This window comes from Arthrobacter sp. ISL-69, from assembly GCF_018613775.1.
Classification (GTDB): domain Bacteria; phylum Actinomycetota; class Actinomycetes; order Actinomycetales; family Micrococcaceae; genus Arthrobacter.
Genome location: NZ_JAGGPO010000040.1, coordinates 19,709 through 37,969, shown reverse-complemented (window position 1 = coordinate 37,969; position 18,261 = coordinate 19,709). Strand labels below are relative to the sequence as shown.

The window sequence follows — 18,261 nt, the reverse complement described above, 5'->3', positions numbered from 1 at the left end:
AGTCCCACGATGCCGGCCGGGCTCAGCGTCCTCCCGGCTGGAGGGGAACCGCTCGGGGAGTCGCCGGCAATCCTGGTCCTTCCCGGCGGAGGCTACGAACGCCACGCCGACCACGAGGCCGAGCCGGTGGCCGAATGGCTGGCCTCACTGGGCATCCATGCGTTCGTGCTGCGCTACCGGGTGGCTCCGCACCGCCACCCGGCACCCCTGCAGGATGCCAAGGCCGCGCTCGCCTGGATCCGGAGCGGAGGCCACGGGCTCGCCGTGGACGGCTCACGGGTCGGTGTCCTGGGGTTCTCAGCGGGCGGGCACCTTGCGGCCACCCTGGCCGCCGGTGTCCCCTGCGGCGAGGCCTCGCTCGACGTGCCTGGCTCGCGTCCCGACCTGTCCATCCTGTGCTACCCCGTGCTGTCCTTCAAAGCCGCAGTCCACCAGGGAAGCATCAACAACCTGCTCGGTACCTCGCCTTCGAATGAACTCCTGGCACGGCTGTCTGCAGAGCTTACTGCCACCGAAGACACTCCTCCGTCCTTTATCTGGCATACCTTTGACGACGGTGCCGTGGATGTCGAGCACAGCCTGCGGTATGCCCTCGCGCTGCGCCACGCTGCCGTGCCTGCCGAAGTGCATGTCTTTCCGCATGGCCGGCACGGGCTGGGCCTTGCAGCCGGCGTCTTCGGCGTGGAACGTTGGACGGAGCTGTGTGCCACGTGGCTTGCCGGGCTCGGCTGGCGCCTCGCCCGCTAAGGCGCGCCGGACAACCGGTGCCTGAGAGCAGGGGCTGCGGCGTTCCGTCGCAGCGGGCAACCGGTCTAGCCTGTTTCCACGACCGCCAAGCGATCCGACAGCCCCGTTCCGGTGACCGCAGCGCCCGTGACCACGGCGCCAGCCGAATGGCCCGACGTCGAACGCCTTTCGGAGTGCGCGGCGAGCCGTCGCGCTGCTGGTGCAGGTTCGTCGCCCTGACCGGGGCGGAATGGAATGACTCCGTTCCAGGGGACCGCAAAAACCAACTGCGGGAAAAGTTCGACGCCGGCACACCGGCACCCGGGGTCCTCGCCTTCAGGGATGGCCAGCCGGTGGGCTGGTGCGCGGTCGAACCGCGCGGCTGCTACCCGCGGATCCTGCGTTCACAGGTCCTGAAGGCGGCCGGGCCGGCCGCGTCCAGCCAAGTGGCTGCAGCGCTGCTTCAGGCCGCCGTCGGCCACGCCCTTGCTCACGGCGCCGGCGTCGTGGAAGGCTACCCCGTCATTCCTGAGCACCGGCCTAAAGCGGGTCCCGCCGACCTCTACCACGGAACCCCGAAGCTGTTCCTGGCCGCCGGCTTCGAGGAGGTCAGCCATGCGGTGCCGGGCCGGGCGGTGGTCCGGCTCGTCGCCCCATCCTGAACGCCGGGCAGTCCCGAACACCAGCCTGGCCTGAAAGCTATCCTGCCGGTGTCAGGCTGAATGGGGCGGCCAGGACAGCGCGCAGGGAACTCCCGGCCGCGCCGAGCAGGGCCGCGGACTGGCCGAGCTCCGAGACCGCCACCCTGGCGGGACTGACGACGCCGGGCGCATAGTCAGCCAGGCTCCGCACCACAGCTGGAGCAATCCACGGTCCCATCTGGGTGAAGTGGCCGCCGAGCACCACGGCGGACAGGTTCATCATCCGCGCCGTGGACGCCGCGGCAATCCCCAGGTAGCGGCCGGCCCGGGCCACGGCTGAAATGGCGGCCGCATCTCCGAACGCAAGTTGTTCGCCGAGCCTCGCGAGCCGCACGGATGCGGTGCCTGCCGGAATGCCGGCCTCGGTGAAGATGGCCTCCTGCCCGGCGAAGGTCTCCAGGCAGCCGTGGCCCCCACACGAACAGTCGGGGCCGGACGGTTCCACCACCATGTGGCCCACCTCGCCGGCCTGCCCCTGGGGCCCCGCGAACAGCTCGGAGCCGATCACCAGGCCGCCACCTACCCCCACCTCGCCGGAGACGAAAAGATAGTCCTGGAAATCCAGTCCGTGCCCGTACCAGAGTTCACCCAGCGCAGCGCAGTTGGCTTCGTTGTGCAGGACGGTGCCGAACGGTGCGTCGGGAAGTAACCGGTCAAGCTGCAGGGCAACCGCGTGCCAATGCAGGTTGGGAGCACTGGCAACGGTCCCCGACGCCGAGTCCACAAGTCCGGGAACAGCCAGCCCGCCGCCAAGAATCACGATTCCGGCCGCAGACGCCTCGGCGGCAATGTCGCTGACAAGCCGGGCCAGCAGGGCCATGACGGATTCAGGTGGCTGGCCGCGGTTGCCGCGTTCCAGTGTCCTCAGGATCCGCAGGGTCCCGCCGAGGTCCAGGAGCCCGGCGGAAATATAGTCCACATTGATTTCCATGCCCACCACGCCGCGGCGGGTGCTCAGCTCCAGGCCCACTCCCGGGCGGCCGCGTTCGCCGTCCCGGGAGGCGCCGGATTCCGCCACCAAACCGGCGTCCACGAGCTCGGCGACGAGGCTGGACACGGATGCCTTGGTCAATCCGGTCCGGGACGCCAAGTCAGCACGGGTGGGGTGCGGGTCCGGATCGGCGCGCGCCTGCGCCAGGGAAGCCAGGACCCGCACCAGGTTTCCGCGCCGGACATCCTCGACGCGGCCGGGCGCAGGACGGCCCGCACCGCCGTCGGCATTTTTTTCCAGTGACATTTCCGCCGCCTTCATCATTGACCTTAGTCAATCATGATGCATATAGTTCAGATTGAAAACTAATTGAGTCCCGGCCGTCCCCGCGGTGGCCGGTACCGCTAAACCACTCCCTGAACCCCATCTCTGAACCAAGGACGCTTCATGACTCTTCAGCCCACCCCCGCAGACCGTTTCACCTTTGGCCTTTGGACCGTCGGCTGGACCGGCGCCGACCCGTTCGGCGTCGCCACCCGCCCGGCCCTGGACCCCGTCGAGGCCGTCCACAAGCTCAGCGAGCTCGGCGCCTACGGCATCACCTTCCACGACAACGACCTGGTCCCGTTCGATGCCACGGCTTCCGAGCGCGAGCTGATCCTGAAAAACTTCAAGGCAGCCCTGGCCGAGACCGGCCTGAAGACCCCCATGGTCACCACCAACCTGTTCAGCCACCCGGTCTTCAAGGACGGCGGCTTCACCTCCAACGACCGGTCCGTCCGCCGGTTCGCGCTCAGCAAGGTCCTGCAGAACATCGACCTCGCAGCCGAGCTGGGCGCCGAAACCTTCGTGATGTGGGGCGGACGCGAAGGCAGCGAATATGACGGCTCGAAGGACCTCTCGGCCGCGTTGGACCGCATGAAGGAGGGCGTGGACACGGCCGCGGCCTACATCAAGGACAAGGGCTACGGCCTGCGGATCGCCCTGGAGCCCAAGCCCAACGAGCCCCGCGGCGACATCTTCCTGCCCACCGTGGGACACGGCCTGGCGTTCATCGCCCAGCTGGAACACGGCGACATCGTGGGCCTCAACCCGGAAACCGGCCACGAGCAGATGGCCGGTCTGAACTTCACCCACGGCATCGCCCAGGCGCTGTGGGCCGGGAAGCTCTTCCACATCGACCTCAACGGCCAGCGCGGCATCAAGTACGACCAGGACCTCGTCTTCGGGCACGGCGACCTGACCAGCGCGTTCTTCACGGTGGACCTCCTCGAAAACGGGTTCCCCAACGGCGGCCCCACGTACGACGGTCCGCGGCACTTCGACTACAAGCCCTCCCGCACCGACGGCTACGACGGCGTCTGGGAATCCGCGAAATCCAACATGTCCATGTACCTGCTGCTCAAGGAACGCGCCCTGGCCTTCCGTGCCGACCCTGACGTGCAGGAAGCGTTGAAGACCTCCGGTGTGTTCGAACTCGGGGAGCCCACGCTTTCTGCCGGTGAGAGCGCCGCGGACCTGCTCGCTGACGCGTCCGCTTTCGCGGAGTTCGACGCCGATGCCGCCGCCCAGCGCTCGTTCGCGTTTGTCCGCCTCAACCAGCTGGCCATCGAGCACCTGCTCGGCGCCCGCTAGGCCCGCTTTTTCCCAACCTACAAATACCGCTGCCGCCGGATCCGGACTACCGGGTCCGGCGGCAGACCTTGCAGAAAGAACCCGCCATGCCGCTGGTCGCAGGAATCGACAGCTCCACACAGTCATGCAAAGTGGTGATCCGCGACGCCGGCACGGGCGCGCTGGTCCGCCAAGGGCGTGCGGCCCACCCGGAAGGCAGCGAGGTACACCCCGACCACTGGTGGACCGCCCTCCAGGATGCCATCGCCCAGGCGGGCGGCCTCGACGACGTCGCCGCTGTTTCCGTCGGCGGCCAGCAGCACGGCATGGTGTGCCTGGATTCCTCCGGCGCGGTGATCCGACCGGCGCTGCTGTGGAACGACACACGCTCCGCCATCGACGCGGAGCAGCTCATCGCAGATGCTGGCGACGGCGATGCCGAGGCCGGTGCCGCCTTCTGGGCAGACGCGACCGGCACGGTCCCCGTCGCATCCCTCACCATCACCAAACTTCGCTGGCTGGCCCGGGAGGAACCGGACAATGCCCGCCGCGTGGCGGCCGTCTGCCTCCCGCACGACTGGCTGAGCTGGCGGCTGGCAGGCCACGGCCCGGGAACGGGCCCCTCGTCGCTTCAGCTGCTCCGGACGGACAGGTCCGACGCATCCGGCACAGGCTACTTCTCCACGGCCTCGGGAACCTACCTCCCCGGGATCCTGGAGAAGGTGCTGGGCCACGTGCCCGTGCTTCCCGCCGTCGCCGGTTCACTGGAGGCCGCAGGCAAGACGCCGGCCGGTGCGCTGATCGGCCCCGGAGCCGGCGACAACGCAGCTGCTGCTCTCGGTGTCGATGCGCGCCCCGGTGACGTTGTGGTGTCGCTGGGGACGTCAGGGACGGTATTCGCAGTCTGCGCGACCCCTGCCGCCGACGCCACGGGGCTCGTCGCCGGATTCGCGGATGCCACCGGTAACTTCCTCCCGCTGGCCTGCACGCTGAACGCAACGCGGATCTTCGATGCCACCGCCACGCTGCTCGGCGTGACCCTCGCCGGACTCACCGAACTCGCCCTCGACGCCCCGGCCGGATCCGGCGGCCTCACGCTCGTGCCGTATTTCGAAGGTGAACGTACACCCAACCTGCCGCACGCCACAGGCTCCCTCCACGGCGCCACCCTGGCCAGCTACACGCGGGCCAACCTGGCCCGGGCCGCCATCGAAGGAGTGGTGTGCTCCCTCGCGGGTGGCCTGGCCGCATTGCAGGCACAGGGCGTCACGGCCGGGCGGATCATCCTGGTGGGCGGCGGGGCGCAGTCCGCTGCGGTGCAGCAGATCGCCGCCTCCGTGTTCGCCCTCCCCGTGGTGGTGCCTGAGCCGGGGGAATACGTGGCCGACGGCGCCGCCCGCCAGGCAGCAGCCGTCCTCACGGGACGGTGGCCGGAGTGGGAATCGGCGCGGATGGAAGTGACGGCGCCCGACGGCGGGTCCCCGGACGTCCTCGCCCAGTACCGCCGGTACGCGGCGGCCTACCTCAACGACTGAGCGCCCCTCAGCGATTGAGCGCCCGGATGGTCCAGCTGGCCTGGTGGGACTCCCCCGGAGCCAGCCGGATCACGCCGGTACCGCTGTTGAACGCATCCGGCGGGCACGTCATGGGCTCAACCGCGAGGCCCAGCCGGGACGGCCCCGCGGGTTTGTCCGCGGTATGGATCTGCAGCCACGGCCAAGCAGTATCCCACTCCAGCTCGACGCCGGTCCCGGAGGGGTCGTAGGCCCGAACGGCCGCGAGGCCGTCCCCGTTGGTAATCAGGCCGGTGAAGGCGTGGTCGATTTCCACGGCGCCGAGGACTTTTTCAGTCCGGAAGTCGAAAGCGTGGCCCTGCACACCGGCCATGCCTTCGGGCAGCAACCGGTCGTCGGAGACCTCCATGAACTCGGTGGCCGGGATCTGCACGGTCCACTCATCTAGCGGGGCAGGTCCGGCGACGAGGTACGGGTGAGGGCAGACGCCGTAGGGCGCTGCGTCCGCGCCAATGTTTTCGGCGCGCACGGTGCAGCGCAGCCCGTCCGCCCGCAGCTCGTATTCAACGGAAACGTCAAGGCGCCCCGGATACCCCTCGCTCGGCTCAATGCGGGCGCCAAGGCGGACGGATGAAGCGGTCTGCTCCCGCAGCTCCCAAACTGCCCCGAACACGAGTCCGTGCAGGGCGGTCCCCCGCTCCTCCTCGTTGACCATCGCTTGGAAATCCCCGCCGTCGAAGCTGTAGCGGCCATCAGCCAGCCGGTTCGGCCACGGAGCACAGATAACACCGCGGTAGTCCGGGATACCGCCGTCGGCGCCGAAGCTGATTACCAGATCGCGGCCGCCGTGCCGGAGTTCGCGGAGCGCCCCTCCCCTGGCCGTGGCGATGGCGGTGTAGGGGCCGAAACTGATCTGGTGCTCGGTGGCGGTCATGTGGTTTCCATTACTGCTGGGAGAGACGTTGTTAGCGCTCACTATTGTAATCCACGGCCAACAGATTCCGCGGTTGGCAACGCGCCGTCAGGGCAGCGTGAGGATCACTGGGCCGTCCCCGGTGATGGCGACTGTGTGTTCGCTGTGGGCCGCCCGGCGGCCGTTGGCGGACCGCAGCGTCCACTCGTCGTCGTCGTGGTAGTAGTCGTCCTTGCCCCCGAGGATCAGCATGGGTTCAATGGCTATCACCAACCCCTCCGTCAGCTTGATGCCGCGGCCGGGACGGCCGTCATTCGGCACCGGAGGCTCGGCGTGCATCGTCCGGCCGATGCCGTGCCCGCCGTGATCCGCCAGCAGGCCGTAGCCGGCCCGGCGCGCCGCTCCGCCGATCGCATAGGCGAGATCGCCCATTTTGTTGCCGAGCCGGGCCATCTCGATGCCACGAGCCAGGGCCGCGTCGGTGGCAGCAATCAGCGCCAGGTCCACCGGATCCGCCGTTCCCACAACGAAGCTGACGGCGGCGTCTCCGCACCACCCCTCCAGGAATGCGCCGCAGTCCACGCTGAGCAGGTCCCCGTCCTGCAGGCGGTAGCCGTTCGGGATGCCGTGGACCACGGCGTCGTTGACGCTCGTGCAGATGACGCCAGGAAACGGCACCGAGGCCCACCGCGGGCGGTAGTTCAGGAAGGCGGGCGTGGCCCCAGCGGCCGATATCGACTCGGCGGCCAGCTCATCAAGCTCCTTCAGGGAAACACCCACCGCCGCCGCGTCCTTCACCGCGGCCAGGGTGTTTGCCACCACCCGGCCGGCCTCGCGCATCAGCGCAATCTGGTCTGGGCTCTTGATCATGGACATGCTGATACCTCCGGGATGCCGGCGCCGCCCGGCGGGATTGTTGCATCCTCCGGCGGACTGCTGTTCTGTCCTCCACTCTAGGGCCCGGGCGCCGGGTCCGCACGGGCCGCCTGTGGCTATGGTTGCTCCATGGGACACAGTGATCTGGTTGCGGCCATCCGGGCAAGGCTCACCGCCGCCGCGGACCCTGTGCGCGCCGCTGGCGCGCAGGCCTACCTGAAATCGGCCATGCCGCAGCTGGGCGTGCGGGTGCCCGAGGTGCGCAGGATCGTCAAAGCCGAGGTCGCAGCGGCGCCATTGGCGTCGGGCGATGAGCTGAGGTCGGCCGTGCTGGAGCTCTTCCGGACAGCTACCTACCGGGAGGAACGGTATGCCGCGATAGACCTGACGGCCTCGAAGCTTGTCAGGACGGATTTGGCCATGGTGCCTGTGTACGAGGAAATCATCCGCACCGGAGCATGGTGGGACCTGGTGGACGGCGTCGAAGACCGGTTGGGCCGGCTCCTGCAGGCACACCGGGACGTGCTGACACCAGTACTGCTGCAGTGGAGCACAGACCCCGATTTCTGGATCCGCAGGTCGTCCATCACCGCCCAGCTGGGGGCAAAGTCCAACACCGACACCGGGCTCCTGGCCACGGTCATCGAGGCCAATCTGGCGGACCGGGAGTTCTTCATCCGCAAGGCCATCGGCTGGGCGTTGCGCGAGTACGCAAAGACTGATCCCGCCTGGGTCAGGCAGTTCGCTGCGACGCACGGGGCCGCCCTCAGCCCGCTTTCACTCCGCGAGGCGCTCAGGAACCTGCCCGCAGAGGCCTAAACAGCCCGCTCTGGGTCCAGGTTCCGGTCAGATGACCGGGCGCGTGGTCACCGGCTCGTCCGGCTTGCTGAACAGCTGCTTCGTTTTGGGATCCAGGAAGATCAGGTACAGCGCGAACATCAGGGCGATGATGGCCGCGGCATTGCGTGCAAGGGCCAGGGGAAGGCCCAGGTCCTCGGTCTGCAGGTAGGGAAAGACTTCCAGCTGGTCCGAGATGGCGTAGACCATAAAGAAGGACACGATGAAGTACAGGGCCTTCACCTGCCAGTCGTCCCGGATGCCGGTGACGGCAAACAGCGGGATAAGCCACACCACATACCAGGACTGGATCATGGGGGCGAGCAGGACCACCGCCGCGAACGCCAGGGTGAGCCGGCGCATCAGCCGGTCATGGTCACCGCGGAAGATCTGCCAGGCGACAATACCGACGGCGAGCAGCTTGCCGGCGTCGTAAACCCATTTGGCCAGCCCCCAACCATCCAGCCCGAAGGCGTTGAAGATGGAGGCCACCACGAGCCCCAGCAGGCCAACCGGGGCGTACCAGATCCAGATGCTGCCGGGAGCGGACAACCCGTTCACCCAGCCGAAGCCGAAGCCGTTCACCAGGCTCATGCCGTACAGGAGGGCCAGGCTGATGCCCGCAGTAAGTCCCCAGAACACGAATTTCCGTGGCCAGCCTGCCTTCTTGCCGGCCCAGAGCAGCCCGATGAACGGCAGGAACACGATAGTGATCGGTTTGACGGAGATCGACAGCGTCACCAGCACCAGTCCGAACACCACACGCCTGGTGGCGCAATAGTAGAGCCCTGCCAGCGCGAGTCCGATCATCAGCGCATCGTTGTGGACGCTGGCGATGAAGTTGGTGAGGAACAGCGGATTGGCTGCAGTCAGCCACAGTGCCCGGTGCGGATTCACGCCGTGCAGCTCCGCCAGTTTGGGCACATAGACGATACACAGCACGACGCCGACGAGCGCCGCAAGCCGGAACAGCATGACGCTGGCTTCCGGGTGCACGTTCGTGGTCCACACCACGAGCTGTTCAATCCACAGGAACAGCTGGCCGTACGGAACCGGCGCCTCAGTCCACATTTTGTCGGCACCGAGCTGGAAATAGTTGGACAGCGCCGAGATGCCGTTTTCGTAAGGGTTGAATCCTTCGACCATCAGGCGGCCCTGCCCGATATAGGCGTAGACGTCCCGGCTGAAGAGCGGCACGGAGAACATCATGGGCAGCCCCCACAACGCGACTGCCTGCAGGGTGGCCTTGCGGGCACCTGCGCCCCAGACCCGGACCCTCTGGCCAAGGCGAAGCCAGGCACGGACCAGGAGCATGCCGCCCACGGCCAGCAGCACGATGGACAGTGCAACGCCGACGGCTTCGGTGCGCATCCAGATGAACAGCGGCAGGCGGCGAAGCTCGGAGACGGGGGCGAGCCAGCCAACCCCCAGCGAGCCGATCGCCATGAACATTGAACCTGCGAACCCCGAGAGGAGGGGCGAGAGGGCGTTGTCCACTTCAGCCGCGGCCGGCTCCGGTGACGTACCGGCAGCCACATTTCCCACCGCGGGTACAGGCGCCGTCATCTCAGGATCGTCCAATCTGTTGTGGGGCATATTTCACCCGGTGGCAGCCGGGCAGGCCGGCGGAAGCGGGGCCGCAGCAGTGAAAAAAGGGCACCGCCACGTACCCGAAATCCTAGCATCGGACAGCTCTCGAGCAGTGAAACGGTAGGCTGGGCGGGTGCCTATAACTAACGAACGCATTGTCTGGATCGACTGCGAGATGACCGGCCTCGACCCCAAGAACGACGCCCTCATTGAGGTTGCCGCCCTGGTGACGGACTCTGAACTCAACATTCTTGGCGACGGTGTCGACGTCGTCATCCGTCCCGACGATGCCGCACTGGCCCAGATGAACGACTTCGTCCGGGACATGCACACGCGCTCCGGCCTGCTCGAGGAGCTCCCGCACGGCAAAACCATGGCCGAAGCGGAAGCCGTCATTATGGAGTACATAGCGAAATGGGTGCCGGACCCCCGCAAGGCTCCACTGGGCGGCAACTCCGTGGGCACGGACCGCGTGTTCCTTGCCCGGGACATGCCCGCCGTGGTGGAGCACCTGCACTACCGGGTCATTGACGTGAGCACCATCAAGGAACTGTCGCGGCGCTGGTTCGCCCGCGCCTACTTCCAGGCTCCGGCCAAGCACGGCGGACATCGGGCACTCGGGGACATCAAGGATTCCATCGATGAGCTGCGGTACTACCGCGAGGCAGTTTTTGTTCCGGCGCCGGGTCCGGACAGTGCCACAGCCCAGCGCATTTCAAAGTCCGTCATGGCCTCTGCCGGGTCCCTCGCGGAGTCTTCGGAAAAGTGATCTGCGCCACGTTTGGCTAAAATTTCCACTAAACGGGCAAAAGTGGCAAAAACACCTCCACGGAACAGGTAGGCTATATGACGTTGCCTTTCAAGACAGCCGGATAGCCGGACGGTCTCGCAGGGCACATGGTGGGCGTAGCTCAGTTGGCAGAGCGCCTGGTTGTGGTCCAGGAGGTCGCGGGTTCAACCCCCGTCGCTCACCCTCATGAAGGGCAGGATTGTCCGCCCTTACGTAAAGGCCGCACCGGTTATCCGGTGCGGCCTTTATTTGTTTCCTGGAAAAGTCCAAGGCCCCGCCGGTCGCTGCGGGCCGGACTGTTCCCGGACTTGATCCCGCACTGCATCAAAGGAACAACCTGAAATGACCGTTCTGCCGATCACCATCTGGGGCGAGCCGGTTCTGCACCGCCGGGCCGCGGAAGTGGAAGTCTTCGACGCCGAACTCCGCACGCTCATCGCCGACATGTTCGAGACGAATGACGCCGCCAACGGAGTGGGGCTTGCCGCACCCCAGGTGGGCGTGGGCAAGCGCATCTTTGTGTACAAGTTCGCCAATGACGACGATGTTCCTCCTGTGGGCGTCCTGGTGAACCCCGTCCTCACGCTGTCCAAGGTTTCCGGCGCTCTTCCGGACCCGGATGAGGAAGTGGAGGGCTGCCTGTCGTTTCCCGGCGGCCAGTACCCGCTCAAACGCGCCGAGTGGGCGCGCGTCCAGGGGTTTGACGGCGACGGGAACCCGGTGGACTTTGAAGCCACGGACTGGTTCGCCCGGATCATCCAGCATGAGTATGACCACCTGGACGGCAAGCTCTATGTGAACCGGCTGATGGACCGCTACGCCCGGAAGGCCATGAAGCAGGCCAAGCGGAGCGGCTGGGGAGTTCCCGGCCTGACCTGGATGCCCGGCGTCGACCCCGACCCGTTCGGGCACTGAGCCCAAAGGCGCCGCCCCATTCGGCCCGGCCCGTTATCGCGGAATGACCGTCTGCTGCTGCGGACACGATGCCAGCACGCGCTTCATGGCATCCTTTTCCGCCGGGGTCACCCACAGTGCGTAGGCGGCCTTCACGGAGATCTGGCGGGCTACGTAGTGGCATCTGAATGCCTTGTTCTTCGGCAACCAGCCGGCGGCGTCTGACGCGCTCTTTTCCTGGTTGGCCGGACCGTCCGCGGCCACAAGGTTAAGGGGATCGTTGGCGAGGCTCTGGCGCTGTTGCGGCGTCAACTGCTGGGCGCCCTTCTGCCAGGCATCCCCCAGCGCCACCACATGGTCGATCTGGACGGCTTTGCTGCTCTCCGCTCCCCTTGTGAATGTCACCACCGCGCCGGTGTACGGCTCATGGAACTGGCCGGCTGCCACGCGGCAGCGCGATCCCTCAGTGAACTGCGCGCCGGACAGGTCGCGCCGCAGGATGTCGTTGCGGGTATCGCAGCCGTTGCGGTCCACGTCCAGCCACGCCTGGCCGAATGCCGTGCGCTCGTAGTTGTCGTTGGCGGCCCGGCCCTTCACAGCGAGGGTTTCCAGTGCCGCGGCGGCACTGCCTTCGAGCACAGGCCGGACCGGGGGGACCGCTTTCATCCACGAGGGGTCCAGCACCGGAGCTTCGCTGGGACCGGTGACCGTAGGCTCTGCTGCGGCGAACTGGCCAGCGGTGAAAAACCAGGCAAGGGCGGAAACCAGTCCCACGGCCAGCACAATCAGGACTGCCCAGGCCTGACGGGAGCGGCGCCGGGCGCGGCGGTACGCCGTCCAGCTGATGGTCATGGCTGATGGGTCCGGTGAGGATTCCTATGCACGCCAAGAGCCTAGGCCAGCGCACTGACACCCTGGCCGATATCCACAGTGTGGAGGAGCGGTTACTGCTCCTTGATCACACGCTTGAGATCTTCCGTGGCGATGTCCAGCAGGTCCTCGAGCTGTTTGACCCTGCTTTCCGGAATCTCTCCCGCAGCACGCGCCACGCGCGCATGGTCAAGGAGACGGGTGGCTTCCTTATGATTCGTCCGCGCTACGTCGAGCGCGTGTTCCAGCGTGGTTTCATGTTCGAGAGTCGATTCCTGTTCCATGACACCATTCTGTGTCGGTTTCCCGGCTGATGCCAGAGCACCCGCCGGGAAACCGCAGACCTGAAACTTCGGGCGCGCTAGACGGCCGCGATCGCTGCCAGCGCGGCAGCCGGCTCCTTGACGGGGAATGACGGCGGGTTGACGCCTGCCATTTCCTCCATCACGCGCACTACCTGGCAGCTGTAGCCGAACTCGTTGTCGTACCAGACGTAGAGGACCAGGTTCTTGTCATTGGAGATGGTGGCCAGGCCATCAACAATTCCGGCGCGGCGTGAGCCGACGAAGTCTGTGGAAACCACCTCGGGCGAATCAATGTAATCGATCTGCTTGCGCAGGTCCGAGTGCAGGGACATCTGCCGCAGGTAGTCGTTGACCTCGTCCTTGGTGGTGCCGTGTTCCAGGCTCAGGTTCAGGATGGCCAGGGACACGTCCGGGGTGGGAACGCGGATGGAGCTGCCGGTGAGCTTGCCCAGGAGTTCGGGCAGCGCCTTGGCCACGGCCTTGGCGGCACCCGTTTCGGTGATCACCATGTTCAGCGCGGCAGAGCGCCCGCGGCGGTCACCCTTGTGGAAGTTGTCGATCAGGTTCTGGTCGTTGGTGAAGGAGTGGACCGTCTCGACGTGGCCGTGGACCACGCCGAACTTGTCGTTGATGGCCTTCAGGACCGGAGTGATGGCGTTGGTGGTGCAGGACGCGGCCGTGACGATCTTGTCCGAATCCAGGATGGTGCCGTGGTTGATGCCGTGGACGATGTTCTTGAGATCGCCCTTGCCCGGTGCCGTGAGCAGGACACGCGAAACGCCCTTGCTCAGGAGGTGCTGGGACAAGCCTTCGGCGTCGCGCCAGCGTCCCGTGTTGTCCACCACGAGCGCATCCTTGATGCCGTAGGCCGTGTAATCCACCGTGGAGGGGTTGTCCGAGTAGATGACCTGGACCTGCACGCCGTTGGCCGTGATGGTGTTGTTCTCGGTGTCGAGTTTGATGGTGCCCTCGAACGAACCGTGAACGGAGTCGCGGCGAAGCAGGCTGGCCCGCTTGGCAAGGTCGTTGTCCGAGCCGCGGCGCACCACTATGGCGCGGAGCCGGAGGCCGTGACCTCCGCCGGCCTTTTCGATCAGGAGGCGCGCCAGCAGGCGTCCGATGCGGCCGAAGCCGTAGAGCACGACGTCGGTGCTGGTGCGGTCATCGCCGCCCCGCTTCCCGACGATGTCGGCAAGTTCGGCGCGCAGGAATTCATCCAGGCTCGCACCGTTGGCCTCGGTCTTGTACTTCTGGTTCAGGCGGGCAATGTCGATTGCCGCAGCGCCAAGTTCCAGCCCGGCGAGGGCATCCAGCAGCGGTGCCGTCTCTTCCAAGAGCAGCTCGTCCTTGCTCATCCGACGCGCGAAACGGTGCGCCTTCAGGATGTTCATGGTGGACTTGTTGATCAGGCTGCGGCCGTGGATGGAGGTCACCACGTTGTTCTCGCGGTACAGCCGGCCGATCACTGGGATCATGGCCTCGGCAAGTGCCTCACGGCCCATCCACGTATCAAGACAAGAATCTGACGTCTGGCTCACAGAACTACCTTCCTTGGGTCAACCACATACGTCTTCGTATGCAGATGGCGGCCACCGGAGGTATTCCGGGGCACAGGCATCAGCGGGGATTCGGTCCACCCCGGACACCTTCGAGAAGCGCAAAGAAAAACCGCCGGCTGCGAACGCAGACCCGGCGGCAGAACTTCTACGTTCGCTATCCATTCTAGGGCGGCAAAGCCCCCTGCACCGCCCCGAAAAGCGTGAAGTCACTCACACGGCCCGGCTGGCGGGTTGGCCGCCCGGCCCGCTGAGGGCTTGTGGTGGATGGGTTGACCGATACGCCGGGTTCTGTGTTCCCGTACCGTTGCCGGAGCGGGAATAGCGGCCATCCATCTACGGACGCCGTTGCCGACGCCCTCCAGCGGCCTACCCGGACACTCGGGCGAGCAGCCCTCGAACGTGCCCTGTCTGGCCTTGCTCCGGGTGGGGTTTACCTAGCCTTCCCGGTCACCCGGGAAGCTGGTGGTCTCTTACACCACCGTTTCACCCTTACCTGTTCACGGCCCGTGCGGACACGGACCGCGGCAGGCGGTCTGTTCTCTGTGGCACTGGCCTGCGGGTTACCCCGAGTGGGCGTTACCCACCACCCTGCTCTGCGGAGCCCGGACGTTCCTCGAGCCACTTGCGTGACGCGCGGCCGCCTGGTCAACCCATCCGCGTTTCATTCTACGTGCTGCACCGGGCTGCCGGTTTCGCAACGGGTAGGGCGCCGGATCAGGGAGCGGTGGGAGAATTAATCAAGGTCATCTCCGGAGCGAAGGAGGGGATCCAGATGGACCCCACTAGCCTAACCATCGTGATAATCCTCGCTGTGCTGATGTTCATTGCCGCGAAGATGTCAGTCCGGATTGTGCGTCAGTACGAGCAGGGCGTGCTGTTCCGGCTTGGCAGGGTCATCGGAGTCCGGATGCCCGGGCTGCGGTTCATCATCCCGTTCGTCGACCACCTTCCGTTGGTCAGCCTTCGGATCGTGACCATGCCCATCCAGTCGCAGGGCATCATTACCCAAGACAATGTGAGCGTCGATATTTCCGCGGTGGCCTACTACCGCGTGGTCGATGCCGTGAAATCCGTCGTGGCAATAGAGAACGTGGCGGCAGCCATCGACCAGATCGCCCAGACCACGCTGCGGAAGGTCGTCGGCCGGCACAGCCTGGACCAGACGCTGTCTGAAACCGAGCGCATCAATACCGACATCCGGGAAATCCTGGATGCACTGACACTGGAGTGGGGTGTGGAGGTGACGTTGGTGGAGCTGAAGGACATCCAGCTTCCGGACAGCATGAAACGGGCCATGGCCCGCCAGGCGGAGGCGGAACGGGAGAAGCGCGCCAAGATCATCGCCGCTGAAGGCGAGGCCATCTCGGCGGCGGCTCTTGGCGACGCGTCAGACACCATGATGGCGCACCCGTTGGCGCTGCAGCTGAGGAACCTCCAGTCCCTCGTCGAAATCGGCGTGGACAGGAACACAACGGTCGTGTTCCCGGCGCCGCTGATGAGCACCATCGGCGAGCTTTCCGCCTTCCTGGCCCGCGAGAACCAGGCGGCCTCGGCTTCCACGGGAAAATCTCCGGTCAAGGCGGCCTGAGCTGCGGGTCGGTACAAGGAGCCTCCACGTCTATGATCGGCGTATGGAATTCCCAACGCTCGGACGCCGGCGGTTACTGGAACTCGGTGCCGGCGGCGTGACTGTCGCGGTGCTGGCCGCATGTGCGCCGGCCACCGACGGTCCCGAGCCTTCGACCGGGGAAGTGCGCAGCGGATCCTTCACGTCGCGGTTCCGCGCGGACACGGGCACGAACTGGTCCTTGGCGATCCCGGCCCGCGGCGCCAACAGCGATCAGCCGCCCCTCCCCGTGGCAGTCTTCCTGCACGGGACAGGAGCGGACCACCGCATGATCTTCGACGAACTCCGTGCGGGCGACGTCCTGTCACAACACGCCGCCCGCGGCGGGACGCCGTTCGCACTCGCTGCCGTGGATGGCGGCGAAAGCTGGTGGCACCGCCGCGCAACGGGCACGGACACACAGGCCATGGTCGTCGAGGAATTCATCCCGCTCCTGGCCGGCCAGGGCCTGGACACCGGCAGGCTCGCCGTTTTCGGCCTGTCGATGGGCGGATTTGGCGCCCTGCTCCTCGCCTCGCAGCACCGGATTCCCGGACTCCGCGCCGTCGCAGCGATGAGCCCGGCAGTCTGGAGCCTGCACGACGCCGCACGGACGGACAACTTTGACAGCGCCGAGGATTTCGCGGCCAACGACATCTTTGCCCTCCGGCCCGAGCTTGGGGCGCTGCCGAAGAGAATCGACTGCGGCACGTCGGACAACCTGCACTACAGCGTGAAGGACTACGTGAGCGGCCTGCCCGGTGAACATGAGGGCGGATTCCAGGACGGCGGCCATGACGGCGGCTACTGGCGCTCCATCCTCCCTGACGTGTTCTCGTTCCTTGGCCGTAACCTGGCCTGAGGCCTGCTGCGCAGCGTGCCGCCGGCTGAGCGTCCGCGTTGCGCGCGCCGGTAAGATCGTACGGTGCTGATTCTGCTGCCGCCGTCCGAAGGCAAGACCCCCGCTCCCAACGGTGACGCCGTCGACTGGACCGCCCTGAGCTTTCCCGCTTTGAACACGTACCGCGCGAAGGTGCTCGAAGCGCTGGGAAACGTCAGCGCCCACCGTGACGCCCTCGCGCTGCTGGGCGTCGGCGCCTCGCTGAGTGCCGACGTCGAACGCAATACCCGGCTGCAGACGGAACCGGCGGCTCCGGCGCACCAGGTCTATTCCGGGGTCCTGTACGACGCGCTGGGCTACCAGTCGCTGACGGCGGCGCAGCGCCGGAAGGCCGATGAATCGGTACTGGTCATTTCCGCCCTCTGGGGCGCCATCCGCTTTGCCGACCGGGTGCCCGCCTACCGGCTGTCAATGGGGACGTCACTGCCCGACGTCGGCCGCCTTGCCTCGTTCTGGAAGCCGCAGATTTCGGAGGCACTGGCGGCCGAAGCGGAAGGGTCACTGTTAGTGGACTGCCGCTCCAGCACCTATGCGGCCGCCTGGGCTCCCCCGCCGGCGCAGACCGTTGCCGTCAACGTCTTCACGGAGGTGAACGGCGTCCGCAAGGTGGTCAGCCACTTCGCCAAGCACACCCGCGGCGAGCTGGCACGCCACCTGCTGACGCGTCGGGGTGCAGTTCCCCGCACGCCAGCTCAGCTGCTCAAGGCGGCCCGGGAGAAGTGGGATGCCGAGCTGGTCGAAGGCACCGCGCGCAAGGCGCACGCCCTCAACATCATCCTGCCCAACTAGGTAGCACTTGATGTCGTTCTGAGCGCTCAAAACGACACCTGCTGCTACCCAGTTGGGGAAGTGCTTAGACCCACTCTCCCGAGCGGACCAGGATGCAGCCGGAATCCGGGCAAAAGACAACATCGTCCTCGGCTGCTGCCTTGATCTCGGCAAGGTCACCCGGGCTGAGCTGCATTCCCGAGCCTTCGGACTTGCCGTGGAACAGCCTGGCCGCCCCGACTCCGCGCTTGGCAAGGGTCTTTTCGTAGACAGCCAGCAGGCCCGCGTCGAGGCCCGCCGCGAACTCCGAGCGCTTGCCGCCGACCTCTCCCGCCTCGGCGGCAATCTCGGCCAGGGCCGCGTCCAGCTCGGCGCGGATCACACCAAAGGAGCCCTGGACATCGTCCACGATCTGCTGCTGGGCTGCCTGGCGTTCGCGGAGTCCCTCGAGGCGCTCCATGACTTCGAGTTCAACGTCTTCAAGGGCCGCACGCCGCTTGTTCAGCGAGGCAATGTCGCTTTGCAGGGCGACGAGGTCCTTCGACAGGCCGGTGCCGCTGTTCAGCCGCGCTTCGTCCCGTTCGATCCGGGAGGCCACCTGCTCAACGTCCGCTTCCGAGCGCTTGAGCTCAGCTTCGGCGTCGTGGACCGCCATTTTTGCGGCTCCGAGCTCGCCGTTGGCCACGGACAGCGCAGCTTCAAGGTCGCTGATCCGGGGATCGCTTTCGATGGTCCGGCGGCGGTTGGACAGCGATTTGAGCCTGGCGTCGAGTCCCTGCAGTTCGAGCAATTTCAACTGTTCCGCCGGTGCTGCCTTGGCCACTATTACCTCCGCTTGTTCCTACCGGCCGCAGCCGGGCACCGGA

General features: G+C 66.4%; 18 protein-coding genes, 1 tRNA gene and 1 other RNA gene. 11 read left to right on the top strand and 9 right to left on the bottom strand.

The window, feature by feature from the left end; translation table 11 throughout:
* The first annotated feature begins 9 nt into the window (after positions 1-9).
* Positions 10-747, top strand: a complete 738-nt coding sequence (locus tag J7I79_RS21580; RefSeq protein ID WP_214956914.1) for an alpha/beta hydrolase — start codon at positions 10-12, stop codon at positions 745-747.
* 146 nt (positions 748-893) lie between these two features.
* The gene (locus J7I79_RS21575) at positions 894-1,388 is read left to right on the top strand and encodes a GNAT family N-acetyltransferase (protein WP_251043137.1); all 495 of its coding nucleotides are present in this window, start codon (positions 894-896) and stop codon (positions 1,386-1,388) included.
* A 37-nt stretch (positions 1,389-1,425) separates the two neighbouring features.
* Here the strand turns inward: J7I79_RS21575 and J7I79_RS21570 are convergent, their stop codons facing one another.
* Positions 1,426-2,664: an ROK family transcriptional regulator gene (locus tag J7I79_RS21570; RefSeq protein WP_214956868.1), complete on the bottom strand. Its 1,239-nt coding sequence runs from the start codon at positions 2,662-2,664 to the stop codon at positions 1,426-1,428.
* A gap of 141 nt (positions 2,665-2,805) precedes the next feature.
* Here J7I79_RS21570 and xylA point away from each other — a divergent pair, with 141 nt between their 5' ends.
* Both xylA and J7I79_RS21560 read left to right on the top strand, forming a co-directional pair.
* Complete coding sequence (gene xylA, locus J7I79_RS21565; protein WP_214956866.1) at positions 2,806-3,993, top strand: xylose isomerase; 1,188 nt, start codon at positions 2,806-2,808, stop codon at positions 3,991-3,993.
* An 86-nt stretch (positions 3,994-4,079) separates the two neighbouring features.
* Positions 4,080-5,507 (top strand): xylulokinase, encoded by a 1,428-nt coding sequence (locus J7I79_RS21560; RefSeq protein WP_214956859.1) that lies wholly within the window; start codon positions 4,080-4,082, stop codon positions 5,505-5,507.
* A gap of 7 nt (positions 5,508-5,514) precedes the next feature.
* On the opposite strand, the gene J7I79_RS21555 is transcribed toward J7I79_RS21560, so the two are convergent.
* Positions 5,515-6,420 (bottom strand): aldose 1-epimerase family protein, encoded by a 906-nt coding sequence (locus tag J7I79_RS21555; RefSeq protein WP_214956858.1) that lies wholly within the window; start codon positions 6,418-6,420, stop codon positions 5,515-5,517.
* An 87-nt stretch (positions 6,421-6,507) separates the two neighbouring features.
* Positions 6,508-7,275 carry a type I methionyl aminopeptidase gene (map, locus tag J7I79_RS21550; protein ID WP_214956856.1) on the bottom strand — a complete coding sequence of 256 codons (768 nt, stop codon included), beginning with the start codon at positions 7,273-7,275 and terminating at the stop codon, positions 6,508-6,510.
* 129 nt (positions 7,276-7,404) lie between these two features.
* Here map and J7I79_RS21545 point away from each other — a divergent pair, with 129 nt between their 5' ends.
* Complete coding sequence (locus tag J7I79_RS21545; protein ID WP_214956854.1) at positions 7,405-8,094, top strand: DNA alkylation repair protein; 690 nt, start codon at positions 7,405-7,407, stop codon at positions 8,092-8,094.
* 27 nt (positions 8,095-8,121) lie between these two features.
* On the opposite strand, the gene mptB is transcribed toward J7I79_RS21545, so the two are convergent.
* Positions 8,122-9,678, bottom strand: coding sequence for a polyprenol phosphomannose-dependent alpha 1,6 mannosyltransferase MptB (gene mptB, locus J7I79_RS21540; protein ID WP_214956852.1), 1,557 nt, complete (start codon positions 9,676-9,678; stop codon positions 8,122-8,124).
* A 157-nt stretch (positions 9,679-9,835) separates the two neighbouring features.
* Here mptB and orn point away from each other — a divergent pair, with 157 nt between their 5' ends.
* The 3 genes from orn to def all read left to right on the top strand — a co-directional run bounded on the left by orn (position 9,836) and on the right by def (position 11,407).
* On the top strand, positions 9,836-10,471 hold the full coding sequence (gene orn, locus J7I79_RS21535) for an oligoribonuclease (protein WP_214956851.1): 636 nt from the start codon (positions 9,836-9,838) through the stop codon (positions 10,469-10,471).
* 131 nt (positions 10,472-10,602) lie between these two features.
* Positions 10,603-10,675 (top strand) — tRNA-His (locus J7I79_RS21530).
* 159 nt (positions 10,676-10,834) lie between these two features.
* Positions 10,835-11,407, top strand: a complete 573-nt coding sequence (gene def, locus J7I79_RS21525) for a peptide deformylase (protein WP_214956849.1) — start codon at positions 10,835-10,837, stop codon at positions 11,405-11,407.
* Positions 11,408-11,440: 33 nt separating this feature from the next.
* Here the strand turns inward: def and J7I79_RS21520 are convergent, their stop codons facing one another.
* The 4 genes from J7I79_RS21520 to rnpB form a co-directional block, all read right to left on the bottom strand.
* Complete coding sequence (locus tag J7I79_RS21520) at positions 11,441-12,238, bottom strand: HNH endonuclease family protein (RefSeq protein WP_214956847.1); 798 nt, start codon at positions 12,236-12,238, stop codon at positions 11,441-11,443.
* A gap of 92 nt (positions 12,239-12,330) precedes the next feature.
* A complete protein-coding gene (locus J7I79_RS21515) occupies positions 12,331-12,540 on the bottom strand; it encodes a hypothetical protein (protein WP_214956845.1) in 210 nt (69 codons plus the stop codon).
* 77 nt (positions 12,541-12,617) lie between these two features.
* Positions 12,618-14,099 carry a glyceraldehyde-3-phosphate dehydrogenase gene (locus J7I79_RS21510; protein ID WP_214956843.1) on the bottom strand — a complete coding sequence of 494 codons (1,482 nt, stop codon included), beginning with the start codon at positions 14,097-14,099 and terminating at the stop codon, positions 12,618-12,620.
* A 282-nt stretch (positions 14,100-14,381) separates the two neighbouring features.
* An RNA gene (gene rnpB / locus J7I79_RS21505) (RNase P RNA component class A) lies at positions 14,382-14,773 on the bottom strand.
* Positions 14,774-14,892: 119 nt separating this feature from the next.
* Between rnpB and J7I79_RS21500 the strand changes: the two genes are divergently transcribed.
* The 3 genes from J7I79_RS21500 to J7I79_RS21490 all read left to right on the top strand — a co-directional run bounded on the left by J7I79_RS21500 (position 14,893) and on the right by J7I79_RS21490 (position 17,416).
* The gene (locus J7I79_RS21500; protein WP_214956842.1) at positions 14,893-15,708 is read left to right on the top strand and encodes a slipin family protein; all 816 of its coding nucleotides are present in this window, start codon (positions 14,893-14,895) and stop codon (positions 15,706-15,708) included.
* A 43-nt stretch (positions 15,709-15,751) separates the two neighbouring features.
* On the top strand, positions 15,752-16,588 hold the full coding sequence (locus J7I79_RS21495; RefSeq protein ID WP_214956840.1) for an alpha/beta hydrolase family protein: 837 nt from the start codon (positions 15,752-15,754) through the stop codon (positions 16,586-16,588).
* A 63-nt stretch (positions 16,589-16,651) separates the two neighbouring features.
* Complete coding sequence (locus J7I79_RS21490) at positions 16,652-17,416, top strand: YaaA family protein (RefSeq protein WP_214956838.1); 765 nt, start codon at positions 16,652-16,654, stop codon at positions 17,414-17,416.
* 64 nt (positions 17,417-17,480) lie between these two features.
* Here J7I79_RS21490 and J7I79_RS21485 read toward each other — a convergent pair whose 3' ends face one another.
* Entirely contained in the window at positions 17,481-18,218 is a 738-nt protein-coding gene (locus tag J7I79_RS21485) for a zinc ribbon domain-containing protein (RefSeq protein WP_214956836.1), read from the bottom strand.
* Between the last annotated feature and the right edge of the window lie 43 nt (positions 18,219-18,261).